This is a genomic window from Dyella dinghuensis, from assembly GCF_003977615.1.
GTDB classification, from domain to species: Bacteria; Pseudomonadota; Gammaproteobacteria; order Xanthomonadales; family Rhodanobacteraceae; genus Dyella_B; species Dyella_B dinghuensis.
This window is the reverse complement of sequence record NZ_RYZR01000007.1, coordinates 90,253-107,632: the sequence shown is the minus strand read 5'-3', so window position 1 is coordinate 107,632 and position 17,380 is coordinate 90,253. Positions and strand designations below refer to the sequence as shown.

Genomic DNA, 17,380 nt, shown 5'->3' with positions numbered 1-17,380 from the left:
AATACGGCCCTACTGTCATCCGGATATGCCAGACTTGGCGGTGATTCCCGGGGCCGAGGCGTGTAGAATGCCCGTTTCCCCTTTCCATCTCTTTATCCGTAAAGAAGGATATAAGCCACGATGAGCAATTACCTCTTCACCTCCGAATCGGTCTCCGAAGGCCATCCGGACAAAGTCGCCGACCAGATTTCCGACGCCGTCCTCGACGCGATCCTTGCGCAGGATCCGCGTGCACGTGTGGCGTGCGAAACCATGGTGAAGACCGGCGTGGCGATTGTCGCCGGCGAAGTCACCACCAGCGCCTGGATCGACCTGGAAGGCCTGACCCGTAAGGTGATCGTCGACATCGGCTACGACTCGTCCGACGTCGGCTTCGACGGCGAGACCTGCGGCGTGCTGAACCTGATCGGCAAGCAGTCGCCGGACATCAACCAGGGCGTGGACCGCAAGAAGCCCGAAGAACAGGGCGCTGGCGACCAGGGCCTGATGTTCGGCTACGCCACGAACGAAACCAAGGATTTCATGCCGGCGGCGATCTACTACTCGCACCGCCTGGTCGAGCAGCAGGCCAAGATCCGCAAGAAGAAGAACTCGCCGCTGCCGTGGCTGCGCCCGGACGCGAAGAGCCAGGTCACCCTGCGCTATGAAAACGGCGTGGCGACCGCGATCGATGCCGTGGTGCTTTCCACCCAGCACGATCCGGACGTGAAGCAGAAAGACCTGGTCGAAGCCGTGCGCGAGCACATCCTCAAGCCCGTGCTGCCGTCCAAGCTGTTGCACAAGGGCACCAAGTTCCACATCAACCCGACCGGCAAGTTCGTGATTGGCGGTCCGGTGGGCGATTGCGGTCTGACCGGCCGCAAGATCATCGTCGACACCTACGGCGGCTGGGCCCGTCACGGTGGCGGTGCGTTCTCGGGCAAGGATCCGTCGAAAGTGGATCGTTCGGCCGCTTACGCTGCGCGCTACGTGGCCAAGAACATTGTCGCCGCCGGCATCGCCGACCGCTGCGAAGTGCAGGTGAGCTACGCCATCGGTGTGGCCGAGCCGACCTCGATCTCGGTCACCACGTTCGGCACCGGCAAGATCAGCGACGACAAGATCGAGAAGCTGATTCGCAAGCACTTCGATCTGCGTCCATACGGCATCATCAAGATGCTCGACCTGATCCACCCGATGTATCAGCAGACCGCCAGCTACGGCCACTTCGGCCGCACGCCGTACGAAGTGAAGGGTGCGGACGGCAAGACCTTCACCGCCTTCTCCTGGGAGAAGACGGACAAGGCCGACGCCCTGCGCGCCGACGCCAAGCTCAAGTAAGCGATCTGCTTACCTCGCACAACAAAAAGCCCCGCGGCGAACCCGCGGGGCTTTTTGTTAGTACAGCTATTCACCAAGACACGGCTTCAGACATCAAAAACCCCGCGAAAGCGGGGTTTTGTTTGACGACGATGAGATCGCGCGAACGTTATTCCTGCTTCTGATTCCGCGACGCCAGCATCACCGGCTTCTTGGTCGTCTTGCGATGCGCGAGCTTGGTCGTGCCATGCGCAGGAGCGCGTGCCTGCGCGGTGGTACGCGGGCATACAACACCGCGGCGCACCGTGCAGGTCTTGCGTGAAGCGACCGGGCCCTTATGGCGAGGCGCGCGCGGCGGCAATGCCACGGTCTCGGCTTCCGCCGTACCGATCGGCGAGAGCGCGGCCAACATGCGGCGTGCGGCGCTCGGCCGTGCAGGCAGGCCTACCTCGGCCACGAGATCCGACGGTGTCTGGCGGCCGCCGAATCCATCATCGAGCAGGCGTGCCATCAAATTGTCGCGAGCTGACGCGGTGCGGCCACCCAGAACCACGGCGAACAGACGGTGACCATTCTGGACCGCAGTCGATGCGAGGTTGAAACCCGAGGCATCGGTGAAGCCGGTCTTCAAACCGTCCATGCCCGGATAGCGGTCCATCAGATTGTTGTGACCGCGGATCAGCTGACCACGGAATACAAAGTCCTTGGTCGCGAAGTAGTGCGAGTACTGCGGGAAATCGCGGTACAGCGCCATCCCCAGCTTGGCCATGTCGCGTGCCGTGGTGATGTTGTCCGGGTCCGGCAAGCCATTGGCATTGTCGAAGTGGCTGTTGGACATGCCCAGCAGGATCGCCTGGGCGTTCATCATGCTGGTGAAGTCGCTCTCGGAACCGGCAACGCCTTCGGCGGCCACCTCAGCGGCGTCGTTCGCCGACTTGGTGACCATGCCGAGGATGCAGTCTTCGACCGAAATGGTCTGACCGGGCCGCAGGTCGAGCTTGGTCGGTGCCTGGGACGCGGCGTAGTCGGACACAGGCAGTTCCTGGTCGATCTTCAGCTTGCCGGTGTCCAGCGCCTGAAAAGTGAGGTAAAGCGTCATCATTTTGGCCAGCGAAGCCGGATAGGCTGCCTGGTCGGCGTTCACCGCGTTGACCACCTGGCCGTTGGTGCCATCGATGACGATGGCGGCAGTGGTGTTGGTCTGCGCATGGGCGACGCCCAAAAAGCCGCAAAAGCCGGCCAGGACCCATGCCACGGACGTATGCCGGAGGCGGCCCCGCAACTTAGTTGGCTTGATGGTTTGAACAATCACAAAAGACTCCCTGCCCGCAGACGCCGGCTGGATGCCGCCGTCGCGAACGTTAATGCAAAGCTACGACAATTTCCAGAGGAAAAACTTCAACAAGCGACGCTAAGTACATGTTCTATATAAGTAGCAGCCGCTTCGAGACGCTGTTTTTGTTTTTCGGAGGGTTTCCGCCGCCCTACCGGTAGCTTTTCGACCATCTACCGGTAGTACTTGAGAAGCCCTCAGCCGCGCCAGAGCCTTTTTTTAAAGCATGTTTTCTTAAGCATGTTTCAAGCCAACAGGTAGAATAGAAACATGTCCTTGATCCAACTGCAACGAGTCGATTTCAGCATCGGCGGTCCCCTCCTGCTCGAACACGTCGATCTGTCGATCGAGGCCCAAGAAAGGGTCTGTATCGTGGGTCGAAACGGCGAGGGCAAATCCACCCTCATGAAGCTCATCGCGGGCGAATTGCGCGCCGATGACGGCGAAGTGCGCGTGCAAAACGGCGTGATCGTCGCGCGCATGGCGCAGGAAGTACCGCAGGCAACGTCCGGCAGCGTGTTCGATGTCGTGGCCGATGGCCTTGGCGATCTCGGTCACCTGCTTGCGCGTTATCACCATCTGCTTGCCGAAGGCGATATGGATGCGCTGGGCGATGTGCAAGACCAGATCGAAGCGCAACACGGCTGGGATCTGGATCGTCGCGTCACGGACGTTCTCGAGAAACTCGAACTGCCGGGCGACACCGACTTCGCTGCGCTATCGGGCGGCATGAAACGTCGCGTGCTGCTTGCGCAGGCGCTCGTGCGCAAACCGGATGTGTTGCTGCTCGACGAACCCACCAACCATCTGGACATCGAAGCCATCGGTTGGCTTGAAAAGTTTCTCAAGCAATTTGAAGGCAGCATTATTTTCGTCACGCACGATCGAAGCTTCCTGCGCGCGCTGGCAACGCGCATTGTGGAAATCGATCGCGGTCAAGTCACGAGTTGGCCTGGGGACTACGACAATTATCTGCGCCGCCGCGAAGAACGCCTTCACGCGCAAGCGCAGGCAAATGCGCTGTTCGATAAAAAGCTCGCGCAGGAAGAAGTCTGGATTCGCCAGGGCATCAAGGCACGCCGCACACGCAACGAGGGTCGCGTGCGCGCCTTGAAAGCACTACGCCGGGAGCGCTCCGAACGTCGCGAGCTTGGCGGCAATGCGAAGATGTCGCTGGCCAATGCGCAGGCGTCCGGCAAGAAAGTCATCGAGCTTGAGAATGTGCATCAAGCCTACGATGGCCGGGTGCTGATCGATGATCTCAACACCACCATCATGCGCGGCGATCGTGTCGGCATTGTGGGCCCCAATGGTGCCGGCAAAAGCACGTTGCTCAAGATTTTGCTGGGCGAGCTGACACCGCAACGTGGTGACGTCACGCTGGGTACCAGCTTGCAGATCGCCTATTTCGATCAGCATCGCACGCAGCTCAACGATGCCTTGAACGCACTGGATAACGTTGCCGAAGGCCGCGAATACATCGAGCTCAACGGTCAACGCAAACACATCATCGGTTATCTGCAGGACTTCCTGTTCTCGCCGGAACGTGCACGCGCGCCGATCACGCGTCTTTCCGGCGGTGAGCGCAATCGATTGCTGCTTGCCAAGCTCTTTGCGCAACCCTCCAACCTCTTGGTGATGGACGAACCCACCAACGACCTGGATGTGGAAACGCTCGAACTGCTGGAAGAATTGCTGACCGACTACAAGGGCACCTTGCTCCTTGTCTCGCATGACCGCGAGTTTCTCGACAACGTCGTGTCGAGCACACTGGTGCTGGAAGGCGGCGGCCAGGTTGGCGAATACATCGGCGGTTACAGCGATTGGCTGCGACAGAGACCCACAGGGCGCGGCACGGCGACGGAAACATCCGCCGAGCCAAAGCGCGATGCCGCAACCACCTCCCATGCACTCAATACGCCGTCACCGACCATCGCAAAGCGCAAGCTCAACTACAAAGAAACACGCGAGCTGGAAGAGCTTCCAAAGCGCATCGAAACGCTCGAGACCGATATCGCGGCACGCAGCGAAGCCATGAACGAACCTGCGTTCTTCCAGCAGGACAGTGCAGCCATCATCAAGGCGAACGATGCGCTGGCGAAGCTGCAAAGCGAGCTTGATGCGGCCTACGCGCGCTGGACGGAACTGGATAGTTAAGAGCCGCCAACAAAACGTCGCGCGACTATCAAATCTACACCGTCATTCCGGCGGAGGCCGGAATCCAGTAGCGATAGAGTCTGATGTGTATAAGTATTGTTGAGGCTTATCGACACTGGATTCCGGCCTTCGCCGGAATGACGGGCAAAAAGCGGGGCCGCGATTCTTGGCCAGCTCCTGTGATCTGCTCTAAAACCAGCATCAACCCGTATTTTGCAGACCCTGAGCGACGCCGTTGACGCTCGCGACGAGCGCGTGCAGCAATCGATCATCGCTGCGATCACTTTCGCGCCAGCGTTGGAGCAGGTCCACCTGCAGCAAGCTCATCGGATCGACATATGGATTGCGCAGTCGAATCGACAGAGACAAGCGCGGATCGTCGCGAAGCAGTTCTTCGCTGTTCTTCAACCGCAATAGCCAATGGCGCGTGCGTTCGAATTCCGACTTAATCATCGCGAAAAACGTGTCGTGCAATGGACCCGCCAACTTAGAAAATGCTTCGGCGATATCGAGATCGCACTTGGCGAGCACCATTTCGACGTCGTCCAGAACGTTGACGAAGAACGGCCAATGCTGCGCCATGTCCTCCAACGCCTTCTCGCCGTGTTTGGCGGCTGCCTGTTCAAGCGCCGTGCCCAGGCCGTACCAGCCGGTGATGATGGAACGGCACTGCGTCCACGCGAAAACCCACGGAATGGCGCGCAGATCTTCGACGCCGCGCATGCTGCGGCGACGCGACGGACGCGAACCTAGCGCCATCTGTTCGATGACGTCGATGGGCGTCGCGGCACGAAAGTAATCGACGAATCCCTCATGATCGACAAGTTCGCGATACGCACGGCGACTATCCGCCGCCAGCGCGTTCATGTATTCGCGCCACTCCTGCTCGCGCGGCTCGTCTTCGCGCGGACGCAGACTCGCGCGCAGCACCGCACCCACCGTCTGCTCCAGATTGCGCAGCGCGAGTGCACGAATGCCGTACTTGCGGTGAATCACCTCGCCCTGCTCCGTCACGCGCAAGACACCGCCCACTGAGCCACGCGGCGAAGACATCAGCGCAGGCGTGATGCGCGCGCCGCCGCGGCTGGCGGAACCGCCCCGCCCATGAAAGAACGCAAGACGAATACCGGCTTGTTTTGCGACTTCCAGTAACTCAACCTGCGCGCGCTGCAAACCCCACCGCGAGGCGAGCGTGCCGCCATCCTTGCCGCTATCCGAATAGCCAAGCATCACCCATTGGCGATCGTCGCGTGCCAGCAAATGCGCGCGATAAACTGGATCATCCAGCAGCGCGCGCAAGGTATCGGGCGCGTTCTTCAGATCGTCGACAGTTTCGAACAGCGGTGCGATGTCCAGCGGCACGCTGTCAGCCCTCTCCCCTCTGGGGAGAGGGTTGGGTGAGGGGCTGTGCGGAGCGGAATCTTCCCGCGAGATTGTCCCCTCACCCCGCCCCTCTCCCCAAAGGGGAGAGGGAGTGATCGTAAAACCACCGTAGCGCGCCAGCGCCAGCACCGCCAACACGTCGGCGGCGGAGCGCGCCATGCTGATGATGTAGAGGCCGATCGCATCTTTGCCGTAGCGGCCGCGGGATTCGTTGAGCGTGGCGAAGACGGCGCGCAGGGATTCCGCCTGCGCATCGTCGCTCTTTGCCAGCGCTTTTTCGCCGCTCGCATACAGGCGCAGCGCCTCGACACGTTCGGATGGCGCTCGCTGCGACCATGTTTCATCGCCAAGCAGCGCAGCCAGCGCATCGTCATGCACACGCGAATCCTGGCGCACATCCAGGCGTGCCAGATGAAAACCGAAGGTACGTACACGCCAGATCAAACGGCGGACTGCATAAGCACCCGCATTCAATCCGCGATGATCGATAAGCCCGTGCACGATCAACAGAAGATCGTCGAGTAACTCCTCTGCCGAGGCATAACCCTCTGCGTGACCTTCTTCGAGCGTCGCCTCCAGGCGCGCGCGGATCAAGGTCAGAAAGCATCGATACGGCATATCCGCATGACGTGGGCGGATTTTTGCGGCCGCGCGCGGAAACTGTTCGCGATAGGTTTCGAGACGTTGCAGCAATGCAGGCTCGAAATCGACACGATCATCCGTCTGACTGAGCAATCGTGCGAGGCCATCCACGTCGGCGATGTAATGCTCGAGCACATGCGCGCGTTGTGTCGCCAGACTGTTTGCAATCGTTTCTGCGCCGACATTGGGGTTGCCATCCATGTCGCCGCCGACCCATGTTGCAAAGCTCAAGAATCGCGGCAGTGGCACGGCGACGTTGTAGACGGTTTGCAACGCATCGGCGAGTACTTCGTAGAACGCCGGAATGATGCGATAAATCGGATTGGCGAGATAAAAACCAACGTGATGATGTTCGTCCTGGACCGTGGGACGAATCGGCGACGCTTCTGCCGTTTGCCAGCCGGACGACAACGCCATGAAGATACGATCGTCATCTTCCTTGCGCTCTTGTGGCGTGCGCGTGGGATCGAAGTTATCGACCAGCGCGCGCACGATGGCCTGTTCCTTCTCGAGCAACGACCGGCGAATTGCTTCTGTCGGATGCGCGGTGAAGACCGGCTCGACTTTCAACTTGTACAGCCACTCAAGCAACTCATCGGCGCCCACGCCCTGCTCTTTCAATCGCTGTAGCACATCGAGCAGCGATTCGGGCTGCGGCGCACTGCCTTCGCGTTGATAGTCGCGGCGACGGCGAATGCGATGAACGCGCTCGGCCGTGTTCACTGCCTGAAAGTACGCCGCGAACGCACGCGCCAGCGATTCGGCCGCGTGTGCATCGAGTCCTGCCAGGGAATCGGCGAGATCGTCGACAGCGTGCCCGTCGCGGCGGCGCGCGATGGAAGCCGTGCGTACATGCTCCACGCGCTGAAAAAACGCCTCGCCCCCCTGTTCAGCCAGCATGCGGCCAACCATCGCCCCGAGCCGATGCACGTCTTCTCTCAGCGGCCCGTCATGGGGCAGAAATTCAGGGTCGCGACTGGCTTCCATGGATCCTCCGGGTATGAACGGCCTAGCCTACAGAATTTGCGTGAAGCTGCCCGTTCCAAGTCGTCATAAGGGCGTGAGTGCGGTTAAAATGGGAGCCTTCCCGCCGAGGGGCGCTGCGACCGTGAATGCTGACGGCCAGGCTCGGTGGATGCTTCGACTAGAACGGCGCTCATGACGCGAAGTACTCGCGTCGATCCGGCTCACCCAGCCGGATTTCCCCAATGAGACTCGGAGACATCCTTGATGAACGCTGTCACTCAAGATTCCGCTACGCACGATTACAAGGTCCGCGACATGTCGCTGGCCGAGCTGGGCCGCCGCCGTATCCGCATGGCCGAAGAAGAAATGCCCGGCCTGATGCAGATTCGCGCGCGTTACGCACAAAGTCAGCCGCTGAAGGGCGTGCGCCTTTCCGGTTCGCTGCACATGACGAAAGAGACCGCCGTGCTGATCGAGACGCTGAGCACGCTCGGCGCATCGGTGCGTTGGGCATCATGCAACATTTTCTCGACGCAGGATGATTGCGCCGCTGCTATCGCCGCCGCCGGCATTCCGGTGTTCGCATGGAAAGGCGAAACGCTCGAAGAATATTGGGATTGCACGCTCGACATGCTGACGCACCCGGGCATGAAGGGTCCGGAACTGATCGTCGACGACGGCGGCGATGCCACGCTGCTGATCCACAAGGGCGTCGACATGGAAAATGGCGACAACTGGGTCAATACGCCCAGCGGCAACCACGAAGAACAGGTCATCAAGGATCTGCTCAAGCGCACCGCGAAGGAGCGTCCCGGTTTCTGGAAGAAAGTCGCTGCCGATTGGAAGGGCGTCTCCGAAGAGACCACCACCGGCGTGCATCGCCTGTATCAGATGATGGAAGCGGGCAAGCTGCTGGTGCCGGCCATCAACGTCAACGACTCGGTCACCAAGAGCAAGTTCGACAACCTCTACGGCTGCCGCGAATCGCTGGCTGACGGCATCAAGCGCGCGACCGATCTGATGGTCGCCGGCAAGGTTGCCGTGGTATGCGGTTACGGCGACGTGGGCAAGGGTTGCGCGCATTCGCTCAAGGGCTTCGGCGCGCGCGTGATCGTCACCGAGATCGATCCGATCAACGCCCTGCAGGCCGCGATGGAAGGTTTCCAGGTCACCACGATCGAAGAAACGCTCGGCACCGGCGACATCTACGTCACCACCACCGGCAACAAGGACATCATCACGCTGGAACACATGGCGGCGATGAAGAACAACGCGCTGGTCTGCAACATCGGCCACTTCGACAACGAAATCCAGATCGACCGTCTGAACGCTGCGAAGGATGTGAGCCGCGAGACGATCAAGCCGCAGGTGGATCGTTACACCTTCAGCAAGGCCGGCAACAGCATCTACATGCTGGCGGAAGGCCGTCTGGTGAACCTCGGTTGCGCGCACGGCCATCCGAGCTTCGTGATGTCCAACAGCTTCTCCAACCAGACGCTGGCGCAGCTCGACTTGTGGGCGAACAAAGACACGTATGAAAAGACGGTCTATCGCCTGCCGAAAAAGCTGGACGAAGAAGTGGCCCGTCTGCATCTGGAACAGATCGGTGTGAAGCTGACCAAGCTGACGCCGGACCAGGCTGCGTACATCGGCGTGCCGGTGGAAGGTCCGTACAAGCCGGATCATTACCGTTACTGATAGGCCTTTCCCCCTCTCCCCTTTGGGGAGAGGGTTGGGGTGAGGGGTCACGCTCGCGTTGGACTCTCGTTCAAAGCGAGCTTTTGTTTCAGCGCGTTCGCAAGATCACCCCTCATCCCGGCCTTCTCCCCGAAGGGGAGAAGGTGAAAGGCAAAAGAAAAGGGCGCTTTTAGCGCCCTTTTCTTTGCATCGCATCCGATGATTCAGACCGGCTCCAGCCAGCCCCACTTGTCCTGCGTCTTGCCATTGAACAAACCGAAGTAGAGTTCCTGCAGGCGGCGAGTAACGCGTCCTGCTTTACCGCTACCGATCTGCTTGCCATCCACCTCGCGGATCGGCGTGATTTCCGCCGCCGTACCGCACATCAGGATTTCGTCGGCGAGGTAGAGGTACTCGCGCGGAATATCGCGCTCGACGACTTCAATGCCGTCTTCACGTGCGAGCACTTTGAGCGTGTCACGCGTAATACCGGCAAGAATCGATGCGCTGGCCGGTGTGGTGTGCAACACACCATCGAACACCAGGAACAGGTTTTCACCTGCGCCTTCGCTCAACAAGCCACTGGCGGCGAGCGCAATGCCTTCGCCGAAACCGAGGCGGCGTGCTTCGCGCGCAATCAGCTGGCCGGAAAGATAGTTGCCACCCGCCTTTGCACCGGCAGGAATCGTGTTCGGCGCAAAACGCTGCCAGCTCGACACACACGCTGTGATGCCCACTTCCAGCGCTTCCGGCCCGAGGTACGGACCCATCGGCCACGTTGCCACGGCGACATCGATCGGCGTTTCCGCCGACAGACCGAATCCACCCAGACCGCGATACGCCACCGGGCGCAGATACGCCGCGCTGTAGCCGTTCTTGCGGACGATCTCGCGGCACGCATTGGCCATCTCGTCTTGCGAATAAGGCAGCACCATGTCGTAAATCTTTGCCGACAGGTACAGGCGCTTGAGGTGGTCAGTCAGACGGAAAATCGCGGCGCCTTCCGGGGTGGCGTAACTGCGAATACCCTCGAAGACGGACGAACCGTAATGCAGCGCGTGCGACATCACGTGCGCGGTGGCGTCCTTCCACGGCTTGATTTCGCCGTTCTGCCAGATCCATTCGGGGTACTGCTGGGCCATGGGGAGTTCTCCGTTGGGGACCGCCCATGATACCGCCTGAAGGCTTCAAACGCCCTGAAAATCCTCAATATGGCGGTTCGAGCCAGAGGCATCCGTCATGGCGCACCACGCCGAAATGGGTCTCTTGCGTAGCGCCGCTGCCGTCATCCGACTCGGTCTCCACGGACAGGGAATCCCCTTGGGGCGGCGAGGGACTGGGCGTCGCCGACATCGACAGCACCGATGGATCGGTGCCCGTGGACGTTGAGGACGATGGTGGTGCGGTCGAGGTGTATTCGCTCGCCCTCACCCCTACGAGTGGATGGGCCATCATGCGGGTGAATTCCCGAATGTTTGCCACTACCGCTTCGCGACCGGAGCCCTCCCACAGCATGAGGCCGGCGAGGCGATTGGGATTGCGATCGGCAAACGCATCGACCACAGCCTGCTTGAGCTGTGTCATATCCGACGCGCATAGAACAGGCGGCGGTTGCGCGATGCTTGTCGGCGCGTCGCTAGCGCTTGCACTCACCGTCGGCGCAGGCACCGCCGGCGAAGCGTTGAGATCCGAACAGGCACGATCGGTGAAGATGACACCACCACTCGCACCAACGCAGCGATGAATATCGCTCTGCGCCCGGGCCATGCCGAACGGCAACAACAGCAGGAGAAGGATCGCGAGTAGACGCATCGCGCGAGCATAGCCCGATGCGTCGACGGCTTCAGCTCAGCTGATCAAGAACCGCACGCGTCGCTTTCACCCGGTTCAGCGTATAGAAGTGCAATCCCGGCGCGCCGCCTTCCAGCAAGCGGCGGCAAAGCTGCGCAACGACTTCGGCACCCATCGAGCGAATGGATTCCACGTCGTCGTAATACCCCTGCATACGCCGGGACATCCAGCGTGGAATCTCCGCGCCGCAGGCGTCGGAAAAACGCTTGAGCTGAGCGTATTGGGAGATCGGCATGATGCCCGGCACGATCGGCACTTTTACACCAAGACGGCGCGCATCCTCGACAAAACGAAAATACGCATCGGCGTTGAAGAAGTACTGCGTGATGGCACCATCCGCACCCGCATCGATCTTGGTCTTGAAGTGACGCAGATCCGCATGAACGTCTTCGGCTTGCGGATGCATTTCCGGATACGCGGCCACTTCAATATGAAAATGATCGCCGCTGTGCTCGCGAATAAAACGCACCAGTTCGGATGCGTAACGGAAATCGCCAGGGCTCGCCATGCCCGATGGCAGATCGCCACGCAACGCTACGATGCGGCGATAACCCGCTTCGCGATAGCTATCGAGCAACGCTGCAATTTCAGCGCGCGTACCGCCCATGCATGAAATATGCGGCGCCACGTCGAGCCCGTGCTGCTGATGCAAACGCGCAACGGTATCGCTGGTGTAACTGAGCGTGGAGCCGCCCGCGCCGAACGTCACCGAGACGTATTCGGGGTTGAGGCTTTTCAGCTCTTTGGCCGTGCGGTCGAGCTGTGCGCGCTGTTCATCGGTTTTGGGCGGGAAAAACTCAAAGCTGAGCGCCGGCATCGCGAGGGTCCTTGGCAACGATTGGACAAGTATATATCTCTTGTTCGGGATGAAAAGATATATGTCCGTCCCACGCGTAGGTTTTCGGCGAAATTGGGCGCCCGCAACGTCTCTCCGAGACCCGGGCGGGCTGACACCTCCGGCGCCCGTCTGTCATCATCGTGGGATTGCGTCGCCCGGGCGGCCATCCGTTTAGCTTCAGGGAGTGTTTGATGTCTTCTTCCAATGCGATCCGCCGCGATGTCGGGCCCTTTGCCCTCATGCTTACCGGCTTGGGCTCCATCATTGGCTCCGGCTGGCTGTTCGGCGCATGGAGAGCGGCGGGATTGGCCGGCCCCGGTGCGATCTGGGCATGGGTGCTGGGCGCCGCGATCATCATGACCGTCGCACTCACGTATGCCGAGCTTGGCGCGATGTTTCCGGAATCCGGCGGCATGGTGCGTTACGGCCATTATTCGCATGGCTCGCTGGTCGGCTTCATTGCGGGGTGGGCGAACTGGATTGCGATCGCATCGACGACCCCTGTCGAAGCCGAAGCCTCCGTGCAATACATGGCATCGTGGCCGTGGCAATGGGCGCAGGATCTCTATCACGTAACCGGCGGCGTCGGTGAGCTGAGCCACACCGGCTTGGGCATTGCGGCGGTGCTGGTGGTTATCTACTTCCTGCTCAATTTCTGGAGCGTGAAGTTGTTTGCCCGCTCCAACACGGCGATCACCGTCTTCAAGTTGATCGTACCGGCGGCCACGGGTTTGGCGCTGATCGCTAGCGGTTTCCATTCCGAGAATTTCTCCGTGGGCATCCACGGCGATCATCACGCCATCGACTTTGCCGCGGTGCTGACGGCCGTGGCGACAGCCGGCATCGTCTTCAGCTTTAACGGTTTCCAAAGTCCGGTAAATCTCGCGGGCGAAGCACGCAATCCGGGACGAAGCATTCCGTTGGCAGTGGTGGGTTCGATCTTGCTGGCCACCGTGATCTACGTGATTCTGCAAATTGCTTACCTCGGTGCCGTACCGCATGACATGCTGGCCAAAGCAGGTTGGCATGGCATCGATTTCCGTTCGCCGTTCGCCGAGCTGGCCATCATCGTCAACCTGCAATGGCTGGCAATGTTGCTTTACGTTGACGCTTTCATCAGCCCCAGCGGCACGGGCATGACGTATACCGCCACAACGGCACGCATGATTTACGGCATGGAACGTAACGGTACGTTGCCAAAAATCTTCGGCCGGATACATCCGAAGTGGGGCGTGCCGCGTCCGGCCATGTGGTTCAACCTGATCGTGTCGTTCCTGTTTCTGTTCTTCTTCCGCGGCTGGGGCACGCTCGCTGCGGTGATCTCGGTGGCGACGATCATTTCCTACCTCACGGGTCCCGTGAGTGTGATGACGCTGCGCCGAACCGCCACAGAACTACATCGCCCTTTACGCATCGCTGGACTACCCGTGCTCGCTGGCGTCGCCTTCATCATGGCGACGGAACTGCTGTACTGGGCTAAGTGGCCGCTCACCGGCGAAATCATCTTGCTGATGGTCGTGGCGTTGCCGGTGTATCTCTACTACCAGGCGAAATCCCACTGGCACGATTTTGGACGTCAGTTGAAAGGCGCCTATTGGTTGATCGTGTACCTGCCCGTCATCGCGTTTGTGTCTTGGGCAGGAAGCACCACCTTCGGTGGCCAGGGCTATCTACCCTATGGCATCGACCTCGCTGTGGTCGCCGTGATCGGATTGGTGTTTTACGTGTGGGGCGTGAAGTCGGGTTGGCGCACACCGGCCGTGGAGGCTGCCTGTGACACGGCACATACTCATCCGGACTTGGCGCACGTGTCGCCGGATGAGAACACCTCCGTTCGCAGTTGATAGTCGTGCGGTTGACGCGTTGCAGGCGTCAACCAAGCGCGAGAATATCGCCCAGCAACGCTTGTGCCGTCACCTCGGGCCCTGCGCCCGGACCTTGGATGACTAACGGTTGCGTGTGGTAACGCGTCGTCGTCAGCGCAAACTGATTGTCGGTACCGTACAAGCGTGCGGCGGGATGCGTGAGCGGAACTTCGGTGAGGCCCACGCGAGCCCGTCCGCGCTGGTTGATGCGTGCGAGGAAACGCAATACCTGACCACGCTCACGCGCGGCTTCATGCAACGCGGCGAGTGGCTCATCCAGTTCTTCGAGACGCTCAAGGAATACCTCGGTGGAGACGTCCCGCAAACTCTCCGGCACCAGGCTTTCCACGACGACTTCGTCCTTGCCCAGCGCAAAACCTGCGTTGCGCGCGAGTATCAGCAACTTGCGCGCCACGTCTTCTCCGGAAAGGTCCGCGCGCGGATCCGGTTCGGTGTAACCGTGCTTGCGTGCTTCGCGCAGCAACGCGGAAAACGGCCGCGTTCCGTCGTACTGATTGAACAGATAAGACAGCGAACCTGAGAACACGCCTTCGAGCGTGAGCAGGGCATCGCCACAATCGCAGAGTCGGCGCAACGTTGAAAGCACCGGCAATCCAGCACCAACGGTTGCCGAATCGCCATAACGTCCGCCTGCGGCGCGCGCGGCTTGCAGTGCGCGCCAACCGGATAGCTGACCGCCGGCTAGCGATTTGTTCGCTGTGACCACGTGATAGCCTCGGGCCAGCCAATCCGCGTGACGCGACGCAAGCTCCGACGAAGCCGTTGCGTCGACGATCACTTTCACTGTCGCGCGATGCGCGTCGAGCGACGCGAGTAGCGCATCATCACCACGTGCCGCACCTTCGCGCTTGAGGCGTTCGCGCAAATCGCGCGCGGCCAGCTGTGTGGAATCCGTCTGCTGCTTGCGTGAGTTGGCTGCGCCGACCAGATGCAATCGACTTCCCGCAGGCGTGCACAGTAACTTGAGGAACGCTCCGCCCACCACACCCGTACCGAGAAGCACGAGAGCAACCTCGGCCTTGGCGGCCGGCGCAATCGGCGTGAAGGGTGCTTCTACAAGCACCGCGCTCATGCCGTCACCCGGCGTTTCAATGCATCGCTGACCGACTGTGCGCGCGTCAAGGCGGCATCCAGGTCACGCAGCAAGTCATCTCCGTCTTCAATGCCGATCGACAAACGCAGCAGTGTGTCGGCGATGCCCGCTGCTCGGCGCGCCTCAGGTGCCATGGCTGCATGGGTCATCGACGCGGGATGCGCAACCAAGCTCTCCACGCCACCCAATGACTCAGCCAGCGAAAAATATTGCAGACCATCCACGAAAGCTTCGATCTGCGCGACATCACCGTGCAACTCAAAACTCAGCATGGCGCCGAAGCCTTGCTGCTGACGCGCAGCAAGTGCATGGCCTACATGATCTTCCAGTCCCGGGTAGTAAACCTTCCGCACAGCGGCATGTTCGCGAATCTGTGCCGCAACGCGTTCTGCATTTTCCTGATGCTGGCGCAAGCGAACACCCAGCGTGCGCAGACCGCGCAAGGTAAGGAAGCTGTCGAACGGTGCGCCGGTGAGACCGTTGCAATTTGCCCACCACTTCAATTGCTCGGCAACTGCAGCATCGCGCGCAACGACAGCCCCGCCGACAACATCGCTATGGCCGTTGATGTACTTCGTGGTCGAATGAACAACCACGTCAGCACCTAGCGTGAGCGGCTGCTGCAGTGCAGGCGAAAGGAACGTGTTATCGACGACGACCAGCGCACCCACTGCATGCGCCGCCTGCGATACATGACGGATATCTGTGATACGAAGCAGCGGATTGGAAGGTGTTTCCACCCATACGAGCGAAGGCTTTTCGGCAAGCGCTTCCGCAAGCACTTTATTGTCGGTGAGGTCCGCAAAGCGGACGTTGAAGCGCCCCTTCTTCGCCCACGCATCCAGTAGCCGCCACGTGCCGCCGTAGCAGTCGTGCGCAGCAAGTACCGTCGAACCCGCAGGAACGAGCTCCAATGCATTGGCGACAGCGGCCATACCGCTTGCCGTGATCACCGCTCCGGCGCCCTGCTCCAATTCAGCCAGAGCGTTGCCGAGCAAATCACGCGTGGGATTGCCGCTGCGCGAGTAGTCGTACGCGCGCTTGCCGCCCAATCCGGTGAAGCTGTAATTGGTGGAAAGATGCAGCGGAGGAACGACTGCGCCGTGCTGTGTGTCCGATTCAATACCGGCACGCACCGCGCGGGTGCTGGCAGACGTTTCATTCACGATATCGGCGCACATAGCTCAAGCTCCACAACGACTGGAAATAACCTGACGCAACAGCGGCGCCAGTTGACGGGTTTCTTTCAGGAACGCATCGTGACCGTAGGGCGAATCGATCACTTCAAGCGTTGCAGCGCCACGAAGACGGCGTTGCAGCTCGCACAAATCAGCGAGTGGTACGAGGCGATCGGATGGAAAGCCGATGAGCGTAGTTGGCACGCTGATCGCTTCCGGAGAAACGTCATGGAGATCGATCGATTCGGATAGTGCGAGGAAACGCTCCAGATCAAAGCGCTCCACAAAGCGACGACCGGCGTGTTCCAGATAATCTTCAACAGGAAAGTGGAAACGGCCATCGCGATAATCCGGCGAACCCGAAAAACGCTGCGCGAATTCTTCGCTGCCGCGATACGTCGTCATCGCTAACTGACGCGCGAGAGACAGCGCTTGTGTCACCTGTCCCGACGCTTGGCCGAGGCGAAGAATCTGTCGCTGGATAGCTCGCTGCGCCGTCGACAGCGGATGTGCGCGATGCGCGCCTGCGAGCAGGATTAGCTTTTCGACTTTCTCGGGATGGCGAGCAGCAAAAGCGAGTGCCGTCATGGCCCCGTAAGAGGAGCCGACAAATGCCGCCACACGGCCGATGCCCAACGTTTCAACCAACGCCGCCAATGCGTCAGCCTGATCTTCGCTGGAAATAGCCTGCAGGTTTTCCGCAAAGTCAGAAGGTGTTAGCCAATCGATGCTCAGCACACGGTATTGCGTGACGTCGATGGCCTTGTCTTGGCCTACCAGCTCGGACCACCAACCCGCCTCGCCCTTTTCCGTCTCGGTCACGTAGCGATCTGCGGAAATGCCACCTTGCACAATCACCGTAGGAGCATCGGGCGCACCGACCCACTGATAACGCACGTCAACGGTACTGACACCATTGCCGTACTTGGGACTCAGCGTGATACGCCGGGTGCTGCGCTGTTCCGTAAGCGCATAACGTGGGTGCAAGGGAACGATCACGGCAGTATGGCGATCGTCAGAGGCTGAATTGGCAAGCTGTGGCATGGCGGTTCTCCGTTTACATCGTCCTACGGAGAA

General features: G+C 60.3%; 12 protein-coding genes and 1 riboswitch. Of the genes, 4 read left to right on the top strand and 8 right to left on the bottom strand.

The annotated features are described in order from the left end of the window. Nucleotides 1-120: 120 nt before the first annotated feature. On the top strand, nt 121-1,320 hold the full coding sequence (gene metK, locus EKH79_RS14370) for a methionine adenosyltransferase (RefSeq protein WP_126674532.1): 1,200 nt from the start codon (nt 121-123) through the stop codon (nt 1,318-1,320). Nucleotides 1,321-1,468: 148 nt separating this feature from the next. Here the strand turns inward: metK and EKH79_RS14365 are convergent, their stop codons facing one another. Next, nucleotides 1,469-2,554 (bottom strand): D-alanyl-D-alanine carboxypeptidase family protein, encoded by a 1,086-nt coding sequence (locus EKH79_RS14365; RefSeq protein ID WP_233590331.1) that lies wholly within the window; start codon nt 2,552-2,554, stop codon nt 1,469-1,471. A 348-nt stretch (nt 2,555-2,902) separates the two neighbouring features. On the opposite strand from EKH79_RS14365, the gene EKH79_RS14360 reads away from it, so the two are divergent. Continuing rightward, nucleotides 2,903-4,789 carry an ATP-binding cassette domain-containing protein gene (locus EKH79_RS14360; RefSeq protein WP_126674531.1) on the top strand — a complete coding sequence of 629 codons (1,887 nt, stop codon included), beginning with the start codon at nt 2,903-2,905 and terminating at the stop codon, nt 4,787-4,789. A 201-nt stretch (nt 4,790-4,990) separates the two neighbouring features. Here the strand turns inward: EKH79_RS14360 and ppc are convergent, their stop codons facing one another. Next, nucleotides 4,991-7,801 (bottom strand): phosphoenolpyruvate carboxylase, encoded by a 2,811-nt coding sequence (gene ppc, locus EKH79_RS14355; RefSeq protein ID WP_126674530.1) that lies wholly within the window; start codon nt 7,799-7,801, stop codon nt 4,991-4,993. Nucleotides 7,802-7,900: 99 nt separating this feature from the next. Next, a riboswitch (S-adenosyl-L-homocysteine riboswitch) is annotated at nt 7,901-7,979 on the top strand. Nucleotides 7,980-8,044: 65 nt separating this feature from the next. On the opposite strand from ppc, the gene ahcY reads away from it, so the two are divergent. Beyond that, entirely contained in the window at nt 8,045-9,478 is a 1,434-nt protein-coding gene (gene ahcY, locus EKH79_RS14350) for an adenosylhomocysteinase (protein ID WP_126674529.1), read from the top strand. A gap of 203 nt (nt 9,479-9,681) precedes the next feature. Here the strand turns inward: ahcY and EKH79_RS14345 are convergent, their stop codons facing one another. From EKH79_RS14345 to metF, 3 genes are all read right to left on the bottom strand, one after another. Further along, entirely contained in the window at nt 9,682-10,599 is a 918-nt protein-coding gene (locus tag EKH79_RS14345; RefSeq protein ID WP_126674528.1) for a branched-chain amino acid transaminase, read from the bottom strand. 64 nt (nt 10,600-10,663) lie between these two features. After that, nucleotides 10,664-11,269: a DUF4124 domain-containing protein gene (locus EKH79_RS14340; protein ID WP_126674527.1), complete on the bottom strand. Its 606-nt coding sequence runs from the start codon at nt 11,267-11,269 to the stop codon at nt 10,664-10,666. A 31-nt stretch (nt 11,270-11,300) separates the two neighbouring features. After that, complete coding sequence (gene metF, locus EKH79_RS14335; RefSeq protein WP_126674526.1) at nt 11,301-12,125, bottom strand: methylenetetrahydrofolate reductase [NAD(P)H]; 825 nt, start codon at nt 12,123-12,125, stop codon at nt 11,301-11,303. Between the two features lie 212 nt (nt 12,126-12,337). Here metF and EKH79_RS14330 point away from each other — a divergent pair, with 212 nt between their 5' ends. Next, complete coding sequence (locus tag EKH79_RS14330) at nt 12,338-13,990, top strand: APC family permease (protein WP_126674525.1); 1,653 nt, start codon at nt 12,338-12,340, stop codon at nt 13,988-13,990. Nucleotides 13,991-14,018: 28 nt separating this feature from the next. Here the strand turns inward: EKH79_RS14330 and EKH79_RS14325 are convergent, their stop codons facing one another. Genes EKH79_RS14325 through metX form a run of 3 tightly spaced genes read right to left on the bottom strand, consistent with a single transcriptional unit; the run spans nt 14,019 to nt 17,347 of the window. After that, nucleotides 14,019-15,104 (bottom strand): homoserine dehydrogenase family protein, encoded by a 1,086-nt coding sequence (locus EKH79_RS14325; protein WP_126674524.1) that lies wholly within the window; start codon nt 15,102-15,104, stop codon nt 14,019-14,021. Beyond that, nucleotides 15,101-16,306, bottom strand: a complete 1,206-nt coding sequence (gene metB / locus EKH79_RS14320) for a cystathionine gamma-synthase (RefSeq protein WP_126674523.1) — start codon at nt 16,304-16,306, stop codon at nt 15,101-15,103. The genes EKH79_RS14325 and metB overlap by 4 nt, the downstream gene beginning before the upstream one ends. A 3-nt stretch (nt 16,307-16,309) precedes the next feature. Beyond that, the gene (metX, locus tag EKH79_RS14315) at nt 16,310-17,347 is read right to left on the bottom strand and encodes a homoserine O-succinyltransferase MetX (protein WP_126674522.1); all 1,038 of its coding nucleotides are present in this window, start codon (nt 17,345-17,347) and stop codon (nt 16,310-16,312) included. Nucleotides 17,348-17,380: the final 33 nt, after the last annotated feature.

Bases quoted from the DNA above. Each gene is read 5' to 3' on its own strand.
- metK (WP_126674532.1), top strand. From the start codon at position 121: ATGAGCAATTACCTCTTCACCTCCGAATCGGTCTCCGAAGGCCATCCG.
- EKH79_RS14360 (WP_126674531.1), top strand. From the start codon at position 2,903: ATGTCCTTGATCCAACTGCAACGAGTCGATTTCAGCATCGGCGGTCCC.
- ppc (WP_126674530.1), bottom strand. From the start codon at position 7,801: ATGGAAGCCAGTCGCGACCCTGAATTTCTGCCCCATGACGGGCCGCTG.
- ahcY (WP_126674529.1), top strand. From the start codon at position 8,045: ATGAACGCTGTCACTCAAGATTCCGCTACGCACGATTACAAGGTCCGC.
- EKH79_RS14345 (WP_126674528.1), bottom strand. From the start codon at position 10,599: ATGGCCCAGCAGTACCCCGAATGGATCTGGCAGAACGGCGAAATCAAG.
- EKH79_RS14340 (WP_126674527.1), bottom strand. From the start codon at position 11,269: ATGCGTCTACTCGCGATCCTTCTCCTGCTGTTGTTGCCGTTCGGCATG.
- metF (WP_126674526.1), bottom strand. From the start codon at position 12,125: ATGCCGGCGCTCAGCTTTGAGTTTTTCCCGCCCAAAACCGATGAACAG.
- EKH79_RS14330 (WP_126674525.1), top strand. From the start codon at position 12,338: ATGTCTTCTTCCAATGCGATCCGCCGCGATGTCGGGCCCTTTGCCCTC.
- EKH79_RS14325 (WP_126674524.1), bottom strand. From the start codon at position 15,104: ATGAGCGCGGTGCTTGTAGAAGCACCCTTCACGCCGATTGCGCCGGCC.
- metB (WP_126674523.1), bottom strand. From the start codon at position 16,306: ATGTGCGCCGATATCGTGAATGAAACGTCTGCCAGCACCCGCGCGGTG.
- metX (WP_126674522.1), bottom strand. From the start codon at position 17,347: ATGCCACAGCTTGCCAATTCAGCCTCTGACGATCGCCATACTGCCGTG.